Genomic DNA, 22,889 nt, shown 5'->3' on the forward strand with positions numbered 1-22,889 from the left:
AGCGGGGACTCTGACGCGCCCGGCCGGAGGCCGGCACCTCACCTCCGGCCGGGCTCGTTACGCCCGGCAGTTCCACTCCGCGATCACGGGCCGGCCGTGCTCGGTCGACAGCCGGCTGACCGTGCCGGTCTCCAGCCGGAACGACTGCCCCCGCGCCGGGGGCAGTCCCAGCCGGCGGGCCGTCAGGACGCGCAGGAAGTGGCCGTGCGCCACCAGCACCACATCGCCCTCGGGCAGCGACTTCTCCGCCCTGGCCAGCACCCGGTCGGCGCGTTCGCCGACCTCCTCGGGGGACTCGCCGGGCTCGCCGTCGGGGCCGGGCGGCGCTCCGTCGGTCCACAGGTCCCAGTCGGGGCGGGTGCGGTGAATCTCCTCGGTGGTGACGCCCTCGTAGGCGCCGTAGTGCCACTCGTGCAGGTCCGCGTCTTGCACGGCCCCCCTCAGGCCCGCGAGTTCGGCGGTGCGCACCGCGCGGCCGAGCGGGCTGGTGAGGACCAGGGCGAAGGAGCGGCCCGCGAGGAGCGGGGCGAGCGACGTGGCCTGCTCCTCACCGTGCGGGGTGAGGGGCAGGTCGGTGAAGCTGGTGTGCTGTCCGCTCCGGCTCCACTCCGTCTCGCCGTGGCGGACCAGCAGCAGATCACCCACGTCCTACGCCTTCTTCGCGGACTCGACGGCGTGGCCGCCGAACTGGTTGCGCAGCGCCGCGATCATCTTCATCTGCGGCGAGTCGTCCTGCCGGGAGGCGAACCGGGAGAAGAGCGAGGCGGTGATCGCGGGCAGCGGCACGGAGTTGTCGAGCGCGGCCTCCACCGTCCAGCGTCCCTCACCGGAGTCCTGGGCGTAGCCCCTCAGCAACTCCAGGTGCTCGTCCTCGTCCAGGGCGTCCACCGCCAGGTCGAGCAGCCAGGACCGGATGACGGTGCCCTGCTGCCAGGAGCGGAACACCTCGCGGACGTTGTTCACCGAGTCCACGGCCTCCAGCAGCTCCCAGCCCTCGGCGTAGGCCTGCATCATCGCGTACTCGATGCCGTTGTGGACCATCTTCGCGAAGTGCCCGGCGCCGACCTTGCCCGCGTGGACGTAGCCGTACGGGCCCTCCGGCTTGAGGGCCTCGAAGATCGGCTGGAGCCGGTCGACGGTCTCCTTCTCGCCGCCCACCATCAGGGCGTAGCCGTTCTTCAGGCCCCACACGCCGCCGGAGACGCCCGCGTCGACGAAGCCGATGCCGCGCTTGCGCAGCTCCTCGGCGTGCTTCTCGTCGTCCGTCCAGCGCGAGTTTCCGCCGTCGACCACGGTGTCGTACGGCTTGAGGAGGTCCGCCAGGCGGTCGATGACGTGCTGGGTGGGGTCGCCGGCCGGGACCATGACCCAGACCGTGCGGGGCGCTTCCAGCTGGTTGACGAGGTCGGCCAGGCTGTCGGCGTCGGACTTCTCGGGGTCGGTGTCGTAGCCGATGACGGTGTGGCCGGCGTTGCGCAGGCGCTCGCGCATGTTGCCGCCCATCTTGCCGAGACCCACAAGACCGATCTGCATGTCAGTTCACTTCCCGAAGTTTGCGGTAGGCGGCCACCAGCGCGGCCGTGGACGGGTCGAGACCGGGGACGTCAGCGCCCTCGGTCAGGGCGGGCTCGACGCGCTTGGCGAGGACCTTGCCGAGCTCGACGCCCCACTGGTCGAAGGAGTCGATGTTCCAGACGGCGCCCTGCACGAACACCTTGTGCTCGTAGAGGGCGACCAGCTGGCCGAGGACCGACGGGGACAGTTCGGTGGCCAGGATCGTCGTGGTGGGGCGGTTCCCCCGGAAGGTGCGGTGCGGCACCTGCTCCTCGGGCACGCCCTCCGCGCGGACCTCCTCGGCGGTCTTGCCGAAGGCGAGCGCCTGGCCCTGCGCGAACAGGTTGGCCATCAGCAGGTCGTGCTGCGCCTTCAGTTCGTCGCTCAGCTCGGCGACGGGCCGGGCGAAGCCGATCAGGTCGGCCGGGATGAGCCTGGTGCCCTGGTGGATCAACTGGTAGTAGGCGTGCTGCCCGTTGGTGCCCGGGGTGCCCCACACCACCGGCCCGGTCTGCCACTCCACCGGCTTGCCGTCGCGGTCCACCGACTTGCCGTTGGACTCCATGTCGAGCTGCTGGAGGTAGGCGGTGAACTTGGACAAATAGTGGCTGTAGGGCAGCACCGCATGCGACTGGGCGTCGTGGAAGTTGATGTACCAGATGCCCAGCAGGCCCAGCAGCAGCGGGGCGTTGGCCTCGGCCGGGGCGTTGCGGAAATGCTCGTCGACGATGCGGAACCCGTCGAGCATCTCCCGGAAGCGGTCCGGGCCGATCGCGATCATCAGGGACAGGCCGATCGCGGAGTCGTACGAGTAGCGGCCGCCGACCCAGTCCCAGAACTCGAACATGTTGTCGACGTCGATGCCGAACCCGGCGACCTTCTCCGCGTTGGTGGACAGCGCGACGAAGTGCTTGGCCACCGCCTTCTCGTCGCCCCCGAGGCCCTTCAGCAGCCAGGACCGCGCCGAGGTGGCGTTGGTGATCGTCTCGATCGTGGTGAAGGTCTTGGACGCGACGATGAACAGCGTCTCCGCCGGGTCCAGGTCGCGCACCGCCTCGTGCAGGTCGGCGCCGTCCACGTTCGACACGAAGCGGAACGTCAGATCCCGGTCGGTGAACGGCCGCAGTGCCTCGTAGGCCATCGCGGGGCCTAGGTCGGAGCCGCCGATGCCGATGTTGACGACGTTGCGGATGCGCCGGCCGGTGTGTCCGGTCCACTCCCCGGAGCGCACCCGGTCCGTGAAGGCGGTCATCTTGTCGAGCACGGCGTGCACGCCCGGGACGACGTTCTCCCCGTCGACCTCGATCACCGCGTCCCGCGGGGCGCGCAGCGCGGTGTGCAGCACGGCGCGGTTCTCGGTGATGTTGATCTTCTCGCCGGCGAACATGGCGTCGCGCAGCCCGAACACGTCGGTCGCGGCGGCCAGCTCCTGGAGCAGGGCCAGCGTCTCGTCGGTGACCAGGTGCTTGGAGTAGTCGATGCGCAGGTCGCCCACGTGCACGACATAGCGCTCGGCGCGTCCCGGATCCGCCGCGAACAGCTCCCGCAGATCGGGCCGCGGCAGGGCGTCCCGGCGGTGGTGCTCCAGGGCGGTCCACTCGGGACGCCGGTTGAGCCTCGGGGAACCGGAGGGGGAGTCAGACATGAGCGGGGGTCTCCTCGGTTGCCTCGCCGTTCAGGGCGATGGCGTACATCTCGTCGGCGTCGAGGCGCCGCAGCTCCTCGGCGATGAGTTCGGAGGTGGCACGGACCTTCAGGGCGAGGGTGCGCGGCGGCTGGCCCGGCAGGGTCAGCGTGGCCAGCGGTCCCTCGGGGCGGTCGATGACGATGTCGCCGCTCTCCGTGCCCAGCCGCACGGCCGTGATGACCGGCCCGGCGGTGACCACCCGGTCGACCCGCACGTGCAGCCGCGCCTCCAGCCAGCGGGCCAGCAGCTCGGCGGCCGGGTTCTCGGCCTCGGCCTCCACCGCCGCCGAGACGATCCGCGCCCGGGCCTGGTCCAGCGCCGCCGCCAGCATCGAACGCCAGGGCGTCAGCCGGGTCCAGGCGAGGTCGGTGTCGCCCGGGGCGTAGGAGCGGACCCGGGTCTGCAGCGCCTCGAGGGGGTTCTCGACGGAGTACAGATCGGTGATCCGTCGCTGGGCCAACGCCCCGACCGGGTCCTTCGAGGGCACCTCCGGGGCGTCCACCGGCCACCACACCACCACCGGCGCGTCCGGCAGCAGCAGTGGCAGCACCACCGAGTCGGCGTGGTCGGACACCTCGCCGTAGGTCCTGAGGATCACGGTCTCGCCGGTGCCCGCGTCGGCGCCCACCCGGACCTCGGCGTCGAGGCGGGAGGACTGGCGGTCGCGCGGGGTGCGGGCGTGGCGCTTGATGACGACCAGGGTCCGCGAGGGGTGCTCGTGCGAGGCCTCCTCGGCCGCCTTGATCGAGTCGTAGGCGTTCTCCTCGTCCGTGACGATCACCATCGTCAGGACCATGCCCACGGCGGGTGTGCCGATGGCGCGGCGCCCTTGCACCAGCGCCTTGTTGATCTTGCTTGCCGTGGTGTCGGTCAGGTCGATCTTCATGGCCTGCGCCAGCTCCGTCCGTCTCGTGCGAGCATCTCGTCCGCTTCCCTGGGTCCCCAGCTGCCCGCGGGGTACTGCGCCGGCCTGCCATGTGTCGCCCAGTACTCCTCGATCGGGTCGAGGATCTTCCAGGACTCTTCCACTTCCTGGTGGCGGGGGAACAGGTTGGCGTCGCCCAGGAGGACGTCAAGGATCAGCCGTTCGTACGCCTCGGGGCTCGATTCGGTGAACGACTCGCCGTAGGCGAAGTCCATCGTGACGTCCCGGATCTCCATCGACGTGCCCGGCACCTTCGAGCCGAAGCGGACCGTCATGCCCTCGTCCGGCTGGACGCGGATGACGATCGCGTTGGAGCCGAGCTCCTCGGTGGCCGTGGAGTCGAAGGGGGAGTGCGGGGCCCGCTGGAAGACGACGGCGATCTCCGTCACCCGGCGTCCCAGCCGCTTGCCGGTACGCAGATAGAACGGGACGCCCGCCCAGCGGCGGTTGTCCACCTGGAGCCGGACCGCGGCATAGGTGTCCGTCGTGGAGGACGGGTCGATGCCGTCCTCCTCCAGATAGCCGCGCACCTTCTTGCCGCCCTGCCAGCCCGCCGCGTACTGGCCGCGCACGGTGCCCTGGCCCAGCTCCTGCGGCAGCTGCACCGCCTTGAGGACCTTCAGCTTCTCGGTGAGCAGCGAGGCGGCGTCGAAGGCGGCCGGTTCCTCCATCGCGGTGAGCGCCATCAGCTGGAGGAGGTGGTTCTGGATGACGTCACGGGCGGCGCCGATGCCGTCGTAGTAGCCGGCCCGGCCGCCGATGCCGATGTCCTCGGCCATGGTGATCTGCACATGGTCGACGTACGACCGGTTCCAGATCGGCTCGAACATCTGGTTGGCGAAACGCAGGGCCAGGAGGTTCTGGACGGTCTCCTTGCCGAGGTAGTGGTCGATCCGGAAGACCTGCTCCGGGTCGAACACGTCGTGCACGATCCGGTTGAGCTCCTCGGCCGACCTCAGATCGTGCCCGAACGGCTTCTCGATGACCGCCCGGCGCCAGGAACCCTCGGGGGGACTGGCCAGCTTGTGCTTCTTCAGCTGCTGGACCACCTTCGGGAAGAACTTCGGCGGCACCGACAGGTAGAAGGCGTAGTTGCCGCTGGTGCCCCGGGAGGCGTCCAGCTCCTCGACGGCGGAGCGCAGCTGCTTGAACGCCGTGTCGTCGTCGAAGTCGCCGGGGATGAACCGCATGCCCTCGGCGAGCTGCTGCCAGACCTCCTCGCGGAACGGCGTGCGCGCGTGCTCGCGGACCGCGTCGTGCACCACCTGCGCGAAGTCCTGGTCCTCCCAGTCCCGGCGGGCGAAGCCCACCAGGGAGAAGCCCGGCGGCAGCAGACCCCGGTTGGCCAGGTCGTACACGGCCGGCATCAGCTTCTTGCGGGACAGGTCGCCGGTCACGCCGAAGATGACGAGCCCGGAGGGCCCCGCGATCCTGGGCAGACGGCGGTCGCGCGGGTCGCGCAGGGGGTTCTCGAAGTGAGTGTCGGCGTGCTTCGTGCGGGGAGTGTGACCGCTCACCCCGGTCTGCTCCACCCCGGCCGCCTCCTGTGCGGCCCGGGCCTCCTTCTCCTCCTTGGTGCCCTTGGTCTCCTGTTCGGCCGTCTGGGGGATGCCCTCGATGCCCTCACTCATTCCGCGTCAACTCCCTTGCTGTTCAAGGACTTGGTGACCGCGTCCAGCAGCTCCTGCCAGGCCACCTCGAACGTGGCCACCCCCTCGTCCTCCAGTTGCCGCACCACCTCGTCGTATGCGATGCCGAGCCGTTCGACGGCCGCCAGGTCGGCGCGGGCCTGGGCGTAACCGCCGGTGACCGTGTCGCCCTGGACGTCGCCGTGGTCGGCGACGGCGTTCAGCGTGGCCTCCGGCATGGTGCTGACCGTGCCGGGGGCGACCAGTTCCTCCACGTACAGGGTGTCCTTGTATGCGGGGTCCTTCACACCGGTGGAGGCCCAAAGGGGGCGCTGCCGGTTCGCACGGGCCCCGCCGAGCGCCTGCCGGCGCGCCCCGGCGAAGACGTGCTCGTACGCCTCGTAGGCGAGCCGAGCGTTGGCCAGGGCCGCCCGGCCCTTCAGGGCGAGGGCCTCGTCCGTGCCCAGCAGCGTCAGCCGCTTGTCGATCTCGGAGTCCACTCGGGAGACGAAGAACGACGCGACCGAGTGGATGTCCGACAGGTCGAGACCGGCCGCCTGGGCCTTCTCCAGGCCGGCGACATAGGCGTCCATCACCTCGCGGTAGCGCTCCAGGGAGAAGATCAGCGTCACGTTCACGCTGATGCCCGCGCCGGTCACCTCGGTGATCGCCGGAAGGCCCGCCTTCGTCGCCGGGATCTTGATCATCACGTTGGGGCGGTCCACCAGCCAGGCCGGCTGCCGGGCCTCGGCGACGGTCGCCCGCGTGTCATGGGCGAGGCGCGGGTCGACCTCGATGGAGACCCGGCCGTCCCGGCCTCCGCTCGCCTCGTACACCGGCCGCAGGACGTCGGCGGCGGCCCGGACGTCGGCGGTCGTCATCATCCGTACGGCCTCGTCCACGGTCACCCCGCGCACCGCCGGGTCGGCGAGCTGCTCCTCGTAGCCCGCGCCGGAGCCGATGGCGGCCTGGAAGACGGACGGGGTGGTGGTGACGCCGACGACGTGCCTCGTGGCGACGATCCTGGCCAGGCCGCCGGACTCGATCCGCCGCCGGGACAGGTCGTCCAGCCAGATCGACACGCCCCCGTCGGACAGGCGCCTGAGCGCTCCCGCGTGCGCGGTCGCTTCGGTCACAGTGATCATCTTCTTTCGGGCGGTCGGATCAGCCGCGGGGCGGCGACGGGATCGATACGTTCCCCTTCCCGGTGGAGCTCAGTGCCGGCGGCGTCGGCATGCGGGTCGGTCCGATGGGGACCGGCCGCACCTGGCGCGCCGACGCGCCGCTGGAGCGCGTGCACCGCATCGACTTCCACGTCGTGATGCTGTTCGGCGCCGGCCCGGTCCGGCACATGGTCGACTTCACCGAGTACGAGGCCACGGCCGGGGACCTGCTGTGGATCCGCCCGGGGCAGGTCCACCGCTTCCCGCGCAGCAGCGAGTACCGCGGAACCGTGCTGACCATGCAGCCCGGCTTCCTGCCCCGCTCGACCGTGGAGGCCACCGGCCTCTACCGCTACGACCTGCCGCCGCTGCTGCGCCCCGACGCGCCCCAACTGGCCGGTCTGCAAGCCGCGCTCGCCCAGCTGCTGCGCGAGTACGAGGACACGGCCACGCTCCCGCTGAGCCTGCACACCGCCGTCCTGCGCCACACGCTGACGGCGTTCCTGCTGAGGCTCGCCCACCTCGCGGCGAGTACGGCGCAGGCCCTGCGGCAGCGGTCCGACTCCACCTTCACCCTCTTCCGGGACGCCGTGGAGCGGGACTTCGCCACCAACCACAGCGTCACCGCCTACGCCGACGCGCTCGGCTACTCCCGCCGCACCCTGGTCCGGGCGGTGCGCGCCGCGACCGGTCAGACCCCCAAGGCCTTCATCGACAAGCGCGTGGTCCTCGAGGCCAAACGGCTCCTCGCCCACACCGAACCGCCCATCGGCCGGGTCGGCGTGGCGGTCGGCTTCCCCGACGCCGCCAACTTCTCCAAGTTCTTCCATCAGCACACCGACCGGACCCCGGCGGCGTTCCGCGCGGAGTTGCGCTGAGGGCAGCGAAAAGGGGCCCCACGCACGCGTGGAGCCCCTTCCCGGGCCGGGTCAGCGCCCGAACGTGAACCAGTTGACGTTCACGAAGTCCGCCGGCTGCCCGCTGCTGAAGGTCAGATACACGTCGTGCGTGCCGGTCACGCCACTGATGTTCGCCGGGACGGTCCGCCACGACTGCCAGCCGCCGGTGTTGCCCACCGCGAAGCTGCCGATGGGCGCGTTGCCGCGGCTGTCCAGCCGTACCTCGACCAGCCCGCTGACGCCGCTCGCCGCGCCGCTCGCGACCCGGGCGCTGAACTGCCGGGCCGCCGTGGAGCCGAAGTTGACGCCCTTGAACTGCAGCCAGTCGCCGCTGGCCAGCGCGCCGACGTTCTGCCCGCCGCCGGAGTCGGTCGTCGTCTCGGTGAGCACGCCGGACTGGCCGTCGTAGGACTCGGCCTGGATGGCGGAGTAGGCGTCACGGTTCCCGGTCGGCGGGGGCGTGGTGCCACCGCCTCCCGAGGACAGCACCTGTACGTAGTCGACGACCATCGCGTGGCCCGGCTGCGTCCCGGCGTCCGGGCCGCCGCCGAACGCGTCGGGGAAGCCACCGCCCATCGCGACGTTCAGGATGACGAAGAAGCCGTGGTCGGTGGCGTTCTTCCAGGTCGTCGCGTCGACCTGATTCGCGCGCACGGTGTGGTAGTTGACACCGTCGAGGTAGAAGCGGATCTCCTCGACGCTCGTGGAGCGGTCCCACTCCATCCGGTACGTGTGGAAGCCGGCCTGGCAGGAGGTGCCCTGGCAGGTGGTGGAACCCCCGATGCCGCTGGTCTCGTTGCAGGGGCCGCCCGGTGAGGTGCCGCAGTGCATCGTCGCGAACACCGTGTTCATGCCCTGGGTGTTCTCCATGATGTCCAGCTCACCGACCGCCGGCCAGTTCCAGTAGTTGCCGCGGTAGGGGCCGCCCAGCATCCAGAACGCCGGCCAGTAGCCCTTGGCGGCGGCGCCGGTGACGTTCGGCACCTGGATGCGCGATTCGACGCGGAGCTTGCCGCCGGCCGGGGGCTGGAAGTCGGTGCGCCTGGTCTCGATCCGTCCGGAGGTCCAGTTGCCGGCGGCGTCCCGCCGGGGCGTGATGCGGAGGTTGCCGCTGCCGTCGAGCGCGACGTTGTCCGTGCTGTTCGTCATCGTCTCGATCTCGCCGGTGCCCCAGCCCGTGGGACCGCCCGGGTAACCCCGGCCGGTGGCGTACTGCCAGTCGGAGGTGTTGACGCCGGTGCCGGCGGCGCCGTTGAAGTCGTCCAGGAACAGCTGCGTCCAGCCCGACGGGGGTGTCGGCGCGGAGGCGGTCGCGGACGGGGTGGCGACCGCGGAGGCGGCGGCCGCGAGACCGAGCGTGCTGACGACGGCGACGAACGCCCGCCGCAGCGGGCGCCGTCTGCGCGAGGTGCCGGTGGTGTCGCTCATGTGGGGATGCCTCTCGGATCGGATGCGGGAGGGTGAGAGCGCTCTCAAAGTGCCGTCAATGTGCTCCACGCGACCCGGGTCGTCAAGAGGTAAAGCCGGGATTGGTGCGGGGACGGTCGGTGAGTGCACAGCTTGAACAGGCCGGTGCCGAAGGGAAGGCGCGAGCGGGGAGCGAGGGAGGCCTGGTGAGGCTGCTTTCCACGGGCTGAGAGCGCTCTCACGTCTGTCTCAGTGACAGCGGCGAGCCTCAGGACCGCGCTGTTGAACCAGGGCTACCGGGGCACTCGGGGTGGACGCAGACCACCGGTCGAGGCAGCAGGAGGCATCCGTGGCCGTACGCCATCACCTGATCCGAGTCGCCCCGGGCGCCGTGTGGGACGTCCTCGCCGACGGCCACCGCTACGCGGAGTGGGTGGTGGGCACCTCGGAGTCCCACCCGGTGCGCGGACAGTGGCCGCGCACCGGCGCGGCGATCCGCTACGAGATCCGTCTCGGCCCGGTGCGGCTCGACAACGAGACGGTCGTCCGCCACTGCGAGGAAGGCAAGCTGCTGGAGCTGGAGGCCCACGCCGGTGTGCTCGGCACGGCACGCATCGCGATCGAGCTGCGGCCTTGGGGCGAGCACTGCCTGGTGATCGTGGACGAGCACCCCCTGAGAGGCGCCGGCGGCCGGCTGCACAACGTCGGCTTCGAGGTGCTGATCCAGCTCCGCCACCGCGCCATGCTGGCCCGGCTGGCCAGACTGTGCGAGGCCGAGGCGCGGGTCCCCGGAGGCACCCGCCGCGCCCTGGGCCAGGTGACCAGCGGGTCCGGCGGGGACGGAGCCGGCCATGCCTGACGCCGTGGTGATCGGCGCGGGCCCCAACGGCCTGGTGGCCGCCAACATCCTCGCGGACGACGGGTGGAGCGTCGAGGTGCTGGAGGAACAGCCCGAACCGGGCGGCGCCGTACGCCACGACCGCGGCGTCGACCCCGCCTACGTCAACGACCTGTTCAGCTCCTTCTACCCCCTCGCCGCCGCCTCGCCGGTTCTGGCAGCGCTGCGCCCCGAGGAGCACGGACTGCGCTGGAGCCACGCGCCCAGCGTGCTGGCCCACCCCCTCACCGACGGCAGCTGCGCCGTCCTGGACCGGAACATCGAGACCACCGCCGCGTCCCTCGACACCTTCGAGCCGGGCGACGGAGCCGCCTGGCAGCGGCTGCACCGGGTGTGGCAGGGCTTGCGCCCCGGCCTCCTGGACGCCCTGTTCACCCCGTTCCCGCCCGTCCGCGCCACGGCCCGGCTCGCACTCAGGCTGCGGGCAGCGGGCGGACTGCGCATCGCCCGCTCCCTGGTGCTGCCGGTGCGGCGCCTGGGGGAGGAGGAGTTCCGCGGCCAGGGTGGGCGGCTGCTGCTGGCCGGCAACGCCCTGCACGCCGACCTCGCCCCCGAGTCGGCCGGCAGCGGCGGCTTCGGCTGGCTGATGGCAATGCTGGGACAGACCTACGGCTTCCCGGTCCCGGCCGGCGGCTCCGGCGCGCTGACCTCGGCCCTGGTCCGGCGTCTGGAGAGCCGGGGCGGACGGGTCCGCTGCGGGCAGCGCGTCGAACACGTCGTCGTCCGCGGCGGGCGGGCCGTCGGCGTGCGCACGGCGGGCGGTGACGCGGTGCCGGCCCGCCGGGCGGTGCTCGCGGACGTGTCGGTGCCCGCCCTGTACGGCGAGCTGGTCGACCCCGCTCACCTGCCCGCGCAACTCCTCGACGACCTGCGGCGCTTCCAGTGGGACTTCGCCACGTTCAAGGTCGACTGGGCGCTGGACGGGCCGGTGCCCTGGCAGAGCGAGCAGGCGTCCCGGGCCGGCACCGTGCACCTCGCCGACGGCATGGACGAGCTGACCCGGTTCACCGCGCAGATCGCCATGCGGCAGGTCCCGGACCGGCCGTTCACCATCTTCGGCCAGATGACCACCGCCGACGCCACCCGCTCCCCCCAAGGCACCGAATCGGCCTGGGCGTACACCCACATCCCGCACGAGATCCGCGCCGACGCCGCCGACGAGGGCATCACCGGCCGCTGGGACACCAAGGACCAGGAACTCATGGCCGACCGCGTCGAACGCCAGGTGGAGCGCTTCGCGCCCGGCTTCCGCTCACTGATCCGGGGCCGCCGCATCCTGGCACCCCCGACCCTGGAGGCGCTCGACCGCAATCTCGCGGGCGGCGCCATCAACGGCGGCACCACCGCGATGCACCAGCAGCTCGTCTTCCGCCCCCTGCCCGGCACCGGCCGCCCGGAGACCCCGCTACCGGGCCTGTACCTCGCCTCCGCCGGAGCCCATCCCGGCGGCGGGGTGCACGGCGCGCCCGGAGCCAACGCCGCCCGGGCCGCCCTGCGCCGCAACCGGGCTCCCGGCCTGGCTGCCGGGGCCCAGCGGCTCCTCGCCCAGCGCGACCGCACCGGAGCCAGGCGCTGAACCCGGCCCTCCGGGGCAGGGCCGCGCCGGAAGAAAGGGCAGCCCATGGCAAGCAGTCCGCTCGCCGAGCGCACGATCGTCGTCACCGGAGCCGCCCGCGGCGTGGGAGCGGCCCTGGCCCGCGAGGTCGCCCGGCGCGGCGCCCGGGTCGCGCTCGTCGGTCACGAGAAGAGCGGACTGGACGCGGTCGCCGGCTCCCTGCCGGGCCCGGCCCTCGCCCTGGAGGCCGACGTCACCGACCTCTCCGCGCTGGAAGCGGCGGCGGACACCGTGCGGGAGCGCCTCGGTCCGCCCTCGGCCGTGGTGGCGAACGCAGGCATCGCCGAGGGCGGCGCACTCCTCGCCTCGGACCCGGCCGCCTGGCGCCGCGTGATCGACGTCAACCTCACCGGCAGCGCCCAGACGGCCCGGGTGTTCCTGCCGGACCTGCTCGCCACGGCGGGCTACTTCCTCCAGGTCGCCTCCCTGGCCTCGATCGGCGCCGCCCCGCTGATGAGTGCCTACTGCGCCTCCAAGGCGGGGGTCGAGGCCTTCGCCCACTCGCTGCGCGCGGAGGTGGCGCACCACGGGGTCGCGGTGGGCATCGCCTATCTCAACTGGACGGACACCGACATGATCCGCGACGCCGACCGGTACGACGTCCTGCGGGAACTGCGTCTGCACATGCCCCCGCCGGCCCGCCGCGTGTACCCCGTGGAGGTCGTCGCCGCCCGCCTGGTCACCGGCATGGAGCGCCGCCGTACGGCCGTCTACGCACCGGCGTGGCTGCGCCTCGCCCAGCCGATCCGCCCGGCCATGCCCCCGGTGGTCCTGCGCGTCGCGCGCCGCGCCCTGCCCCGCCTGGAGGCCTCGGGCCCGGTCCGCTACACGGGGCCGCTCGGCGCCGGGGGCCGGGCCGACCGGGCGGCGGCCGGGCGGGGCTCCTGACGACTCCGCCCGGCACGCCCGCACGGGCGGGCCGTGCCGGACACTGGTCAGCAGGAGAAGGGAGGCCGATCGTGCTGACCGGAGTCCGTGAACAGCTGGGCCAGGCCCTGTTCCGCCGCGTCGCGGGACCCGGCGGACCCGCGACCCGTGCCCGTATCCACCACACGCCCGGCCCGCGCTGGTTCGCACCGGACCGGCCGATCCGCACGGTCCACGGCGACGCCTCGATGTTCATCGGCGGGCTGACCGCCCTGCTCCTGCAGTCGCTGCACCCGCTCGCGATGGCGGCGGTCGCCTCCCACTCCGGCTTCCGCGGCGACCCGTGGGGCCGCCTGCAGCGCACCAGCACCTTCCTGGCCGTGACGACGTACGGCACCGCCAGAGACGCCCAGGAGGCGGTCGACCACGTGCGCGGCATCCACGAGCGGATCCGCGGCACGAGCGCCGAGGGCGTGCCGTACCACGCGGCCGACCCGCATCTGCTCGGCTGGGTGCACGCCGCCGAGACGGACTGCTTCCTGCGCGCCCACGCCCGCTACGGGGCCCGGCCCCTGGACGCCGCCGGCTACGACGCCTACGTCGCCGACACCGCACGCGTCGCCGAGGCCCTGGGGGCGGTCGACCCGCCGCGCGACCGCGCCCGACTGGCCGAGCGCCTGGCCGCCTACCGGCCCGAACTGCGGGCCACGTCCGAGGCCCGGGCAGCCGCCCGCTTCCTGCTGTTCCAGCCTCCCCTGCCCCTGCCCGTACGGCCCTTCTACGGCGGGCTGGCCGCGAACGCCGTGACCCTGCTCCCGCCCTGGGCACGCGGCATGCTCTGGCTGCCCCGGGTCCCGCTCGTCGAGGACCTCGCGATACGCCCCACCGGCCGCGCCCTGACCCGGACCATCCGCTGGGCCATGGCCCCGGCCCGGGAAGCCTGAACCCGCGGCGTCCGCCGCGCCCCTGCGCCGCTCAGGGCTGCCACCCGAGCGCCCGCGAGATCCCGCGCGCGGCCACCCGCACCGCCGGGCCCAGTACCGGGACCTGGGCGTTCGCGTGGGGCACCACGATCGACACGGCGGCGGTCACCGTGCCGTCCGCGCCGCGTACCGGCGCCGCCACCGACAGGGCGTCCTCCGTGACCTGACGGTCGCTCACCGCCACCCCCGACCTGCGCACATCGGCCAGCACCCGCCGCAGCCGCTCCGGGTCGGTGATCGTGTACGGGGTGAAGGACGCCAGGTCGCCCGCGCAGTACTCCTTCTGGAACACCGGGTCGCCGTGGGCCAGCAGGGCGAGTCCGACTCCGGTGGCGTGCAGCGGCCAGCGGGCGCCGACGCGGATGTGCACACCCACCGCCGACCGCCCCGACAGCCACTCGGTGTAGACGACGTCCCGCCCGTCCCGCACGGCCAGTTGCACGTTCTCGTGCGTCGCCTCGTACAGGTCCTCCAGATACGGCAGCGCGATCTGCCGCAGGGCGAGGCCGCGCGGGGCCAGGGCGGCGAGCTCCCACAGCCGCAGCCCGACGTGGTAGACGCCGGACTCGTCCCGCTCCAGGGCACCCCACTCGGTGAGCGCGCCCACCAGCCGGTGCGCCGTGGTCAGGCTCAGCCCGGCCCGCCGGCTGATGTCCGTCAGGCACAGCGCCGGATGCTCGTGGTCGAAGGCCGCGAGCACGGACAGCAGCCGGCCGGGCGCGGTGGGGGCGGTCATGGCCGGGCGTCTCCCGCTGGATCGTAGGGGCGGGGGTAGGCGCTCGGGCGGTACGGGAGGTACCGGGGCTCGGCCGTCGGGTCCTCGGCCCTCGCGCGGGAGTTGAGGGCGCCGGGCGAGGCGTCCCAGCGGCCGGTCTCCAGGCGGTGCTCCAGCGTGTGCAGGGCGGCCAGTGTCTCGCCCGGGGTGAAGGTGCAGTGGCCCGGGGCGTCGACGTACGCCTGGCGGAGGAGCCCGGCGGCGCCCGCCGCCGTCACGGCCCGCCGGTAGGCGCTCTCCGACTGCACCGGGATGAGGGCGTCCCCGGTGGTGTGGATGTTCAGCTGGGGGTCGGTGAGGCGGCCGGAGAGCACGCTGGTGCGGCGCATCCACCGCACCGCCGTCGGGTCGGGGGAGATCCGGGGTGCCCGGCCCAGGGCCGAGAGGTCGGTGCGCAAGGACAGTCCCGCCTCCTTGTAGAGCTCCGTCACCTCTTTGTACAGCGGGGACCGTTCGAGCATCGAGCGGTAGTCGACGCCCCTGTTCCAGGACGGGTTGCCGCCGGCCCGGCTCTCGGCCTCCTGCCGCCAGCCGAAAGCGGGCAGTTGGAGCAGGCCCCGGACCGCGGAGTACTGGTTGGACTGCGCGGTGTGCCAGTCGGCGGGGCCCGGCTCGGTCTGCGAAGGGTCGTTGTGGCCGGGGATGTTGTGCAGGGCGGCGGCCAGGGCGATCCGGGCCCTGCCCTCGGGGGTCCGCTGGGCCGCGTCGACCTTCGAGGTGAGCGCCTTGCCGGCGGCCACCGCCTCGGCCTGGTCCGCGAACCCCGCGAGCCGGACACCGGAGTCCGGGGCGAGCAGGGTGCGCAGCGCGAACACCGGGTCCAGGGTGCTGTTCCAGTTGGCGACACCGCCCTGCACCAGCCCGCACATCGACAGCGAACCGTCGAACCGGTCGGCGTGCCGCTCGGCGAGCATGCTGGTGACGAAGCCGCCGTAGGAGGTGCCCCAGGCCAGCGTCCGCCGGGCCGCCCCGAACTTCCGCGTGAACAGGTCCAGCGTGGCGAGCTGGTCGGGCACCGCCTCGGTGATCGCCCAGCCGTTCGTGGCGTAAGAGGAGCCGATCAGGGCGTAGCCCCCGGCCAGCAGTGTGTCGCGGGCGGCCGGACCAGGGGAGTTCTGGGCCGGGTTGGGAGCTCCGGCCGGGGTGTAGCCGTGGCTGTAGAGCAGGACCGTGCCGTTCCAGGACGCGGGGACGTCCATCACGTAGGCGGCGCCGGTCGGGAGCCGGCCCTCCAGGTGGGTGTCCGCGGTGGCCGCCTGTGCGGGCAGGGCGGTCGCCGCCAGGGACAGGCAGGCGGTCGCCAGTAGGGCGAGGCGGATCCTCAACGCGGGGTTCCTTCCAGGGCGGGGGCGGCGGCGGGGGAGTCCAGCGCGTCCGTGTGCGTCTCGCGCAGCCGCCACACGGTGACGGCGGTGACGGCCGCACCGGCGCACAGCAGCAGCGACACCGGGGTGCTGCCGCCGCCGAAGGAGGCCAGGAGACTGCCGGCGATCAGCGGGGAGAACCCGGCACCGATCAGGGTCGCCCCCTGGTAGCCGAGGGAGGCGCCGGTGTAGCGGACGCGGGTGCCGAACATCTCGGTGAGCAGGGCGCCCAGCGGCCCGTACATCGTGGACTGGGCGACGCCGTGGCCCAGTGCCAGGGCGAGGATCAGCAGGCCGGGGGAGCCGGAGTCGACCAGGGCCAGTACCGGGAAGGCGAGCGCCGCCGAGCCGACGGCTCCGGCGAGGACGACGGGCCTGCGGCCGACGCGGTCCGACAGCGCGGACGCGGTGGGCAGGACGACGAGGGCCACGCAGGAGGCGACGGTGACGGCGGTCAGCACCTGTGGGCGGGCGTACCCCTGGTCGACGGCGTAGGAGATCATGAAGCTGGTCAGCAGGGACTGGGCGGTGAAGGCGCCGATGCCGACGCAGGCGGCCAGCAGCACGGGCTTCGGGCGGCGCAGCACCTCCACGATCGGCGGCCGGGCCACCGGCTCCCGCTTGACCTGTGCGAACAGCGGGCTCTCGGCGACCTTCAGACGCACGAACAGGCCGACGCCGAGCAGCACGATGCTGAGCAGGAACGGCACCCGCCAGCCCCACGAGCGGAACTCGTCGTCCGGCAGGGCGGCGACGAGGGTGACCACACCGGCCGACAGCACGGAGCCGAGCGGGGCGCCGAGCTGGGTGAAGCTGGACCACAGGCCGCGCCGGGAACCCCGCGTGTGCTCGGCGTGCTCGACGACCATCAGCATCGCGCCGCCCCACTCGCCGCCGATCGCGATGCCCTGCACCACGCGCAGGGCGACGAGCAGGACCGGAGCCCAGACGCCGATGGTGTCGTAGGTCGGCAGCAGGCCGATGAGGAAGCTGCCGGAGCCCATCAGGACCATGGTCAGCAGCATCATCGACTTGCGTCCCAGCCGGTCGCCGAAGTGGCCGAAGACGATGCCGCCGAGCGGCCGGGCGAGATAGCCGGCGGCGAAGGTGCCGAACGCCGCGATGGTGCCGACCGCCGGGTCGGCCCGGGGGAAGAACAGTTCGCCGAAGACGAGCGCGGCGACGGTGCCGTAGACGAGGAAGTCGTAGAACTCGACGGTCGTGCCGAGCAGGCCGGACACGGCGACGCGGCGCAATTGCCGGGTATCGGGGGAGGGTTGGGCAACGGGCGGGGATGGCTGCACGGTGGGCTCCCTGGGGACGGGGCGCGGTTGGTCCGTGAAGTTATGCATCCATCGTGCAGCCGTCAATCATTTGCACAACATCAGTTGAGGCCGTCCTCCGCGATCCGCAGCAGCAGCGCGTGCAGCAACTCCCGCTCGGCCGGGTCCAGCGGGCCCAGCAGTTCGCCGGTGACCCGCAGACCGGCCTCGTCGGTGTCGCGCAGGAAGTCGCGTCCGCTGCCGGTCAGGACGACGATCCGGCTGCGGCGGTCGTCCGGGGAGGGGCGGCGCTCGGCGAAGCCCAGCTTCTCCAGGTCGTCGACCAGACCGACGATCGCGCTCGGGTCGTAGCCGAGCCGCGTGCTCAGTTCGCGCTGCGGGGCGCCGTCGGTGCCGGCGAGGAAGCGCAGCAGCGCGTAGTGGCGCAGGCGCAGGCCCGACTCCTGGAGGCAGGCGTTGAAGAGCTGCCCCGAGCGCAGGCCCAGGCGGTACAGCAGGTAGCCCGTGTCGGCGTGCAGGCCGCGCATCCACGGCTCATGGGCGTCGATGGGCTTCGCGGTGACGTTCTCGCGTGTGATGGCGGGCTCCCTGGGTTCGGTCCTGCTTCCCTGCTGATTCCAGCATCCCGCACCCATCGGTCGGCAACAACTATTGACGTCAACAATTATTGCTCTTAGCTTCGATCTCGCAGTCGCACCCGTGCGACGTGCAGTCGCACCCGTGCGACGTGCAGTCGCACCCGTGCGACGTGCAGTCGCACCCGTGCGACGTGCGGTCGTGCGACTCGTAGTCGAATCCGCGTGAAGGGACCCGCTCGTGCCCAGCATCGATCTCTCCGGCAAGGCCGCCGTCGTCACCGGCAGCGGTCGCGGCCTCGGCCTCGCCTACGCCCACGCCCTGGCCGCCCACGGTGCGTCCGTGGTCGTCAACGACGTGGACGAGGCGGTGGCCGAGGCGGCCGTGAAGTCCCTCGTGGAAGCGGGCGGCAGGGCCGTCGCCGAGGTCGTCCCGGTCGGCACCGCCGAGGCCGCCGACCGGCTGGTGAACCGCGCGGTCGAGGAGTTCGGCCGGCTCGACGTGCTCGTCACCAACGCGGGCATCCTGCGCGACAAGGTCCTGTGGAAGATGACCGACGAGGACTTCGACGCGGTCCTCACCACCCACCTCAAGGGCACCTTCACCTGCGCCCGCGCCGCCGCCGTCCGGATGCGCGAGCAGGGCGAGGGCGGCTCGCTGATCCTGGTCGGCTCCCCGGCCGGCCAGCGCGGCAACTTCGGCCAGACGAACTACGCCGCGGCCAAGGCCGGCATCGCGGCGATGGCCCGCACCTGGTCGATGGAGCTGGGCCGCGCGGGCATCACGGTCAACGCGATCGTGCCGGTCGCCGCCACCGCGATGACGGAGACCATCCCGGCCTTCGCCCCGTACATCGAGGCCATGAGGAACGGCGAGCCGCTCCCGGACTTCCTGCGCAAGGGGGAGGGCTTCGGCACCCCCGAGGACTGCGCGGCCCTCGTCCCGTTCCTCGCCTCCGGGGCCGCCCGGGGCGTCACCGGTCAGTGCGTCGGCATCGGCGGGGACAAGGTGGCACTCTGGTCGCACCCGCAGGAGATCAGGGCGGCCTACGCCGACGGCGGCTGGACCCCCGACAGTCTGGCCGACGCCTGGCCCACCTCGGTCGGTGCCGAGCTCCAGTCGGTCGGCATCCCGGCGCCGAAGTTCCCGGAGGCGTGATGGACCGCTCGATGAACGTCGGTGACCTGGTCGCGATCGACGTCCACACCCACGCCGAGGTGTCCTCCAAGGGCCACTCCTCCCTCGACGACGACCTGCACGACGCCTCCTCCGCCTACTTCAAGGTCGAGGGCAAGCGGAAGCCGACCCTGGAGGAGACCGCCGCGTACTACCGCGAGCGGAACATGGCAGCCGTGATCTTCACGGTGGACGCCGAGTCCGCGACCGGGACCCCGCCCGTCCCCAACGAGGAGGTCGCCGAGGCGGCCGCCGCCAACGCCGACGTCCTCATCCCCTTCGCCTCCGTCGACCCCTTCCGGGGGAAGGCGGGAGTGAGGCAGGCCCGCCGCCTGGTCGAGGAGTACGGGGTGAAGGGCTTCAAGTTCCACCCCAGCATCCAGGGCTTCTTCCCCAACGACCGCGCGGTGGCGTACGACCTGTACGAGGTGATCGAGGAGACGGGCGCGATCGCCCTCTTCCACACCGGCCAGACGGGCATCGGCGCCGGAGTCCCCGGCGGGGGCGGGATCAGGCTGAAGTACTCCAACCCGCTCCATGTCGACGACGTGGCGGCCGACTTCCCGCACCTGAAGATCATCCTGGCGCACCCGTCCTTCCCCTGGCAGGACGAGGCCCTCGCCGTCGCCACGCACAAGCCGGGCGTGCACATCGACCTGTCCGGCTGGTCGCCTAAGTACTTCCCGCCGCAGCTCGTGCAGTACGCGAACACGCTGCTGAAGGACAAGGTGCTCTTCGGCTCCGACTTCCCCGTCCTCACTCCCGACCGCTGGCTCGCCGACTTCGGCAAGCTGACGATCAAGGACGAGGTCCGGCCGAAGATCCTCAAGGAGAACGCGGCCCGCCTGCTCGGGCTGACGCGACCGCAAGGGGCGTGACATGCGCAACGAGGGACTGGGGTCATGGCCCGCACGCCGGGCCCGCAAGACCCCGCACCGCACCGCCCTGATCCACGGCGAGTCCGCCACCGACTACGGCACCCTCCACACCCGCACCACCCGACTGGCCCACGCCCTGCGCGCCCGGGGCGTGCGCCGCGGCGACCGCATCGCCTACCTCGGCCCGAACCACCCCTCCTACCTGGAGACGCTGTTCGCGGCCGGCACGCTCGGCGCGGTCTTCGTCCCGCTCAACATCCGCCTCGCCGGCCCCGAGATCGCCTACCAGCTCGCCGACTCCGGCGCACGGGCCCTCGTCTACGGCCCGTCCTACGCCGGTCTGGTCGCCGGCCTGCCCGGCAGCACGGACGTCCGCGTCTACCTGGAGGTGGGCGACGAGTACGAGGCGGCCGTAGCGGAGGCGCCCGCGGAGCCGGTCGACGAACCGGTCGGCGCCGACGACACCTGCATCATCATGTACACCTCGGGCACGACCGGCCGCCCCAAGGGCGCCATGCTCACCCACGGCAACCTCACCTGGAACGCGGTCAACGTCCTCGTCGACACCGACCTGATCGCCGACGAACGCGCCCTGGTCTCCGCCCCGCTGTTCCACACGGCGGGCCTGAACATGCTGACCCTGCCCGTGCTGCTCAAGGGCGGCACCTGTGTCCTGGTCGACGCCTTCGACCCGGACGCCACCTTCGACCTCGTCGAACGCCACCGCATCACCTTCATGTTCGGCGTGCCGACCATGTTCGACCAGGTGGCCCGCCACCCGCGCTGGCCGGAAGCGGACCTCTCCTCGCTGCGCATCCTCACCTGCGGCGGCTCCCCGGTCCCCACCCCGCTGATCGAGGCGTACCAGGAGCGCGGCCTGACCTTCCTCCAGGGCTACGGCATGACGGAGGCCGCTCCCGGCACGCTTTTCCTCGACGCCGAACACGCCGTCGCCAAGGCGGGGTCCGCGGGCGTACCGCACTTCTTCAGCGACGTCCGCGTGGTCCGGCCGGACCTGTCGCCGGTCGGCACCGGCGAGGTGGGCGAGGTCGTGGTGCGCGGCCCGCACGTCATGCCCGGCTACTGGGGGCTGCCCGAGGAGACGGCCGCCTCCTTCGCGGACGGCTGGTTCCGCAGCGGGGACGCCGCCCAGGTCGACGAGGACGGCTACGTCCACATCGTCGACCGCATCAAGGACATGATCATCTCGGGCGGCGAGAACATCTACCCCGCCGAGATCGAGGACCGGCTCCTCGCCCACCCCGACATCGCTGAGTGCGCGGTGATCGGGGTGCCGGACGACACCTGGGGCGAGGTGCCCCGCGCGGTCGTCGTGCCCCGCGAGGGCGCCGCCCTCGACCCCGACGAGGTGCTCGCCTCGCTCGCGGGCCGCCTCGCCAAGTACAAGATCCCGAAGTCGGTGGTCCTCGCGGACGAACTCCCGCGCACCGCCTCCGGAAAACTCCTCAAGTCCCGCGTCCGTACCCGCTACGGCACGAGTTAAGGATCCGCATGAGCATCACCGTCAACGGCCTGGGCGAACTCAAGAAGCTCGCCGGCAGCGACCTCGGCACCAGCGAGTGGATCGAGGTGACGCAGGAGCGCATCGACACCTTCGCCGACGCCACGGGCGACCACCAGTGGATCCACGTGGACCCCGAGCGCGCCAAGGAGGGCCCCTTCGGCGCCCCCATCGCGCACGGCTACCTCACGCTCTCCCTCTTCATCCCCCTGTTCACCGAGCTGCTCGACGTCCAGGGCGTGACGACGAAGGTCAACTACGGCCTCAACAAGGTGCGTTTCCCCGCACCGGTCAAGGCCGGCTCACGCATCCGGCTGACGGCGAAGCTCGCCGAGGCCGAGGACGTGCCGGGCGGGGTGCAGATCACCGTCGAGGGCGCCATCGAGATCGAGGGCGCTGCCAAGCCGGCCGCGGTGCTGCAGAGCCTGTCGCGGTTCTACGCCTGAGGCCGCGCGGGCACCAGGTCCAGAAGGCGTTCCGAGGCCTCGTGGGCGAGCGGGGTGAGCCGTTCGTGCACGGTCCGGAACGTCTTCTCGGCCTGCTCGGCCGGCCAGTCGTCCGGCAGGTGCCCGACGGGCAGCCGCGGGTCGCGCCGGACGATCCGCAGCCACTCCGTCTGCAGGCGCAGGCGCAGCACCAGGGCGTCACCGGCGTCCGGCAGGCCGTCCTCCCAGGGCTGCCAGCGCTCCACGAACGCCTGGTAGCGTCCGGCCAGGTCGGACAGCTCCCAGGTCTCCTCGATCATCTGGCCGATGTCCGTGCCGGTGTCCGCGTGCGCCCGGAACACCTTGACGTGGGCGGACAGACCGAGCTCGGCCACCAGGGCCGACACGTCGACCTCGCCGGGGGCGATCCACAGGCCGTTGAACAGCGGCCCGAAACCGCTCCAGGTCAGCCGGGAGCGCAGGTCGTGGCGGCGGCGCTGCCAGGACTCCGGCAGGGAGAAGCCGAGCAGCGTCCAGGTGCCGTCCCACTGCCGGTTGACGGCGCCCGTCTGCCAGATGCGCTGCTCGCCGTCGCGCAGCACCGCCTCCGAGCGTTCGGTCAGCCCGAAGTACATGCGCCGGCCCTCGCGCTGCCGGCGCAGCAGGTCACGGCCCGCCATGCGGCTCAGCGTGGAGCGCGTGGCCTGCTCGCCGATCCCGGCGCGGGCGAACACGTCGATGACGCTGCCCGAGTACACGCACACGTCACGCCCGAGCACCTGGTCGCCCAGGAACGTCAGCATCAGGGACTGGGGCCGCAGCGACTCTTCACCGGTCACGCGGCCCACCGTACCTCCGCCCGAGCGGTCTCCTCGATGGGGCCGTGAACTGCCGGTACCCGGAGGTCAGGAACCCGCGACGTCGACGATGTGCGAGGCGTCCGACCACTTCCCACGGTCAGGCGCACGGTGGCCCGCTCCCCGGGGCGCACCAGGGCCGTCAGGCCGAACTCGGCGGCCGGGTGCGCGTCCTCGGAGATCCCGACGGGCCGCCCGTCCACGTGCACCAGCAGCACGCTCCCGGCGGACCCGACCTGGAGGACGATCCGCCGCCCGGCCCACTCCGCCGGCCCGTCCACCGAACGCTCGTACACCCCGGTCGAGTTGGCCGCGGGCACGTCCGGCGGGAACTCGGCGAACGGCATACGGATGGGCACCTCCCCGGCCTCGGCGAGCTTCGCCGTCAGCCGCATGCGGGACCGGCG

21 protein-coding genes and 1 pseudogene are annotated in these 22,889 nt (G+C 72.4%); 9 read left to right on the forward strand and 13 right to left on the reverse strand.

What is annotated here, in order from left to right:
- Positions 1–57: 57 nt before the first annotated feature.
- Genes IGS69_RS29535 through tal form a run of 6 tightly spaced genes read right to left on the reverse strand, consistent with a single transcriptional unit; the run spans position 58 to position 6,939 of the window.
- Positions 58–645, reverse strand: coding sequence for a histidine phosphatase family protein (locus tag IGS69_RS29535; protein WP_190903513.1), 588 nt, complete (start codon positions 643–645; stop codon positions 58–60).
- A 3-nt stretch (positions 646–648) separates the two neighbouring features.
- Positions 649–1,533, reverse strand: coding sequence for a phosphogluconate dehydrogenase (NAD(+)-dependent, decarboxylating) (gnd, locus tag IGS69_RS29540; RefSeq protein WP_190903514.1), 885 nt, complete (start codon positions 1,531–1,533; stop codon positions 649–651).
- A 1-nt stretch (position 1,534) separates the two neighbouring features.
- Positions 1,535–3,199, reverse strand: coding sequence for a glucose-6-phosphate isomerase (gene pgi, locus IGS69_RS29545; RefSeq protein WP_190903515.1), 1,665 nt, complete (start codon positions 3,197–3,199; stop codon positions 1,535–1,537).
- The gene (gene opcA / locus IGS69_RS29550; protein WP_190903516.1) at positions 3,192–4,127 is read right to left on the reverse strand and encodes a glucose-6-phosphate dehydrogenase assembly protein OpcA; all 936 of its coding nucleotides are present in this window, start codon (positions 4,125–4,127) and stop codon (positions 3,192–3,194) included. Before opcA ends, pgi begins: the two co-directional genes overlap by 8 nt.
- A complete protein-coding gene (gene zwf, locus IGS69_RS29555; protein WP_190903517.1) occupies positions 4,124–5,797 on the reverse strand; it encodes a glucose-6-phosphate dehydrogenase in 1,674 nt (557 codons plus the stop codon). Before zwf ends, opcA begins: the two co-directional genes overlap by 4 nt.
- A complete protein-coding gene (tal, locus tag IGS69_RS29560) occupies positions 5,794–6,939 on the reverse strand; it encodes a transaldolase (RefSeq protein ID WP_190903518.1) in 1,146 nt (381 codons plus the stop codon). The genes zwf and tal overlap by 4 nt, the downstream gene beginning before the upstream one ends.
- 89 nt (positions 6,940–7,028) lie before the next feature.
- On the opposite strand from tal, the gene IGS69_RS29565 reads away from it, so the two are divergent.
- Positions 7,029–7,835 carry a helix-turn-helix domain-containing protein gene (locus IGS69_RS29565; RefSeq protein ID WP_190904697.1) on the forward strand — a complete coding sequence of 269 codons (807 nt, stop codon included), beginning with the start codon at positions 7,029–7,031 and terminating at the stop codon, positions 7,833–7,835.
- A gap of 51 nt (positions 7,836–7,886) precedes the next feature.
- Here IGS69_RS29565 and IGS69_RS29570 read toward each other — a convergent pair whose 3' ends face one another.
- Positions 7,887–9,284, reverse strand: coding sequence for a glycoside hydrolase family 16 protein (locus IGS69_RS29570; protein ID WP_190903519.1), 1,398 nt, complete (start codon positions 9,282–9,284; stop codon positions 7,887–7,889).
- 328 nt (positions 9,285–9,612) lie between these two features.
- Between IGS69_RS29570 and IGS69_RS29575 the strand changes: the two genes are divergently transcribed.
- The 4 genes from IGS69_RS29575 (at position 9,613) to IGS69_RS29590 (ending at position 13,587) form a co-directional block, all read left to right on the forward strand.
- Entirely contained in the window at positions 9,613–10,122 is a 510-nt protein-coding gene (locus IGS69_RS29575; RefSeq protein ID WP_190903520.1) for an SRPBCC family protein, read from the forward strand.
- The gene (locus IGS69_RS29580) at positions 10,115–11,737 is read left to right on the forward strand and encodes a phytoene desaturase family protein (protein ID WP_190903521.1); all 1,623 of its coding nucleotides are present in this window, start codon (positions 10,115–10,117) and stop codon (positions 11,735–11,737) included. Before IGS69_RS29575 ends, IGS69_RS29580 begins: the two co-directional genes overlap by 8 nt.
- A 45-nt stretch (positions 11,738–11,782) precedes the next feature.
- Positions 11,783–12,664, forward strand: coding sequence for an SDR family oxidoreductase (locus tag IGS69_RS29585; protein WP_190903522.1), 882 nt, complete (start codon positions 11,783–11,785; stop codon positions 12,662–12,664).
- A 71-nt stretch (positions 12,665–12,735) separates the two neighbouring features.
- The gene (locus IGS69_RS29590; RefSeq protein ID WP_190903523.1) at positions 12,736–13,587 is read left to right on the forward strand and encodes an oxygenase MpaB family protein; all 852 of its coding nucleotides are present in this window, start codon (positions 12,736–12,738) and stop codon (positions 13,585–13,587) included.
- Between the two features lie 31 nt (positions 13,588–13,618).
- Here the strand turns inward: IGS69_RS29590 and IGS69_RS29595 are convergent, their stop codons facing one another.
- The 4 genes from IGS69_RS29595 to IGS69_RS29610 form a co-directional block, all read right to left on the reverse strand.
- Positions 13,619–14,362, reverse strand: a complete 744-nt coding sequence (locus IGS69_RS29595) for an IclR family transcriptional regulator (protein WP_190903524.1) — start codon at positions 14,360–14,362, stop codon at positions 13,619–13,621.
- Positions 14,359–15,726: an alpha/beta hydrolase family protein gene (locus tag IGS69_RS29600; protein WP_232543676.1), complete on the reverse strand. Its 1,368-nt coding sequence runs from the start codon at positions 15,724–15,726 to the stop codon at positions 14,359–14,361. Before IGS69_RS29600 ends, IGS69_RS29595 begins: the two co-directional genes overlap by 4 nt.
- A complete protein-coding gene (locus IGS69_RS29605) occupies positions 15,723–17,021 on the reverse strand; it encodes an MFS transporter (protein ID WP_232543677.1) in 1,299 nt (432 codons plus the stop codon). Before IGS69_RS29605 ends, IGS69_RS29600 begins: the two co-directional genes overlap by 4 nt.
- A gap of 128 nt (positions 17,022–17,149) precedes the next feature.
- Positions 17,150–17,575 carry a MarR family winged helix-turn-helix transcriptional regulator gene (locus IGS69_RS29610; RefSeq protein WP_190903527.1) on the reverse strand — a complete coding sequence of 142 codons (426 nt, stop codon included), beginning with the start codon at positions 17,573–17,575 and terminating at the stop codon, positions 17,150–17,152.
- 289 nt (positions 17,576–17,864) lie between these two features.
- Here IGS69_RS29610 and IGS69_RS29615 point away from each other — a divergent pair, with 289 nt between their 5' ends.
- From IGS69_RS29615 to IGS69_RS29630, 4 genes are read left to right on the forward strand one after another with little or no spacing between them, the layout of a single operon-like run.
- A complete protein-coding gene (locus IGS69_RS29615) occupies positions 17,865–18,782 on the forward strand; it encodes an SDR family NAD(P)-dependent oxidoreductase (RefSeq protein WP_269783190.1) in 918 nt (305 codons plus the stop codon).
- Between the two features lie 11 nt (positions 18,783–18,793).
- On the forward strand, positions 18,794–19,678 hold the full coding sequence (locus tag IGS69_RS29620; RefSeq protein WP_190903528.1) for an amidohydrolase family protein: 885 nt from the start codon (positions 18,794–18,796) through the stop codon (positions 19,676–19,678).
- Position 19,679: 1 nt separating this feature from the next.
- Entirely contained in the window at positions 19,680–21,182 is a 1,503-nt protein-coding gene (locus IGS69_RS29625; protein ID WP_190903529.1) for an acyl-CoA synthetase, read from the forward strand.
- Between the two features lie 8 nt (positions 21,183–21,190).
- Positions 21,191–21,646 (forward strand): MaoC family dehydratase, encoded by a 456-nt coding sequence (locus tag IGS69_RS29630; protein ID WP_190903530.1) that lies wholly within the window; start codon positions 21,191–21,193, stop codon positions 21,644–21,646.
- On the opposite strand, the gene IGS69_RS29635 is transcribed toward IGS69_RS29630, so the two are convergent.
- Together IGS69_RS29635 and IGS69_RS29640 are read right to left on the reverse strand one after the other, a co-directional pair.
- A complete protein-coding gene (locus IGS69_RS29635) occupies positions 21,637–22,464 on the reverse strand; it encodes a PaaX family transcriptional regulator (protein ID WP_190903531.1) in 828 nt (275 codons plus the stop codon). The genes IGS69_RS29630 and IGS69_RS29635 overlap by 10 nt on opposite strands.
- An 81-nt stretch (positions 22,465–22,545) precedes the next feature.
- Positions 22,546–22,835, reverse strand: a pseudogene (locus tag IGS69_RS29640) (sugar-binding domain-containing protein); the annotation flags it as partial.
- Positions 22,836–22,889: the final 54 nt, after the last annotated feature.

This window comes from Streptomyces tuirus (genome assembly GCF_014701095.1).
In the GTDB taxonomy this organism is placed as follows: domain Bacteria; phylum Actinomycetota; class Actinomycetes; order Streptomycetales; family Streptomycetaceae; genus Streptomyces; species Streptomyces tuirus.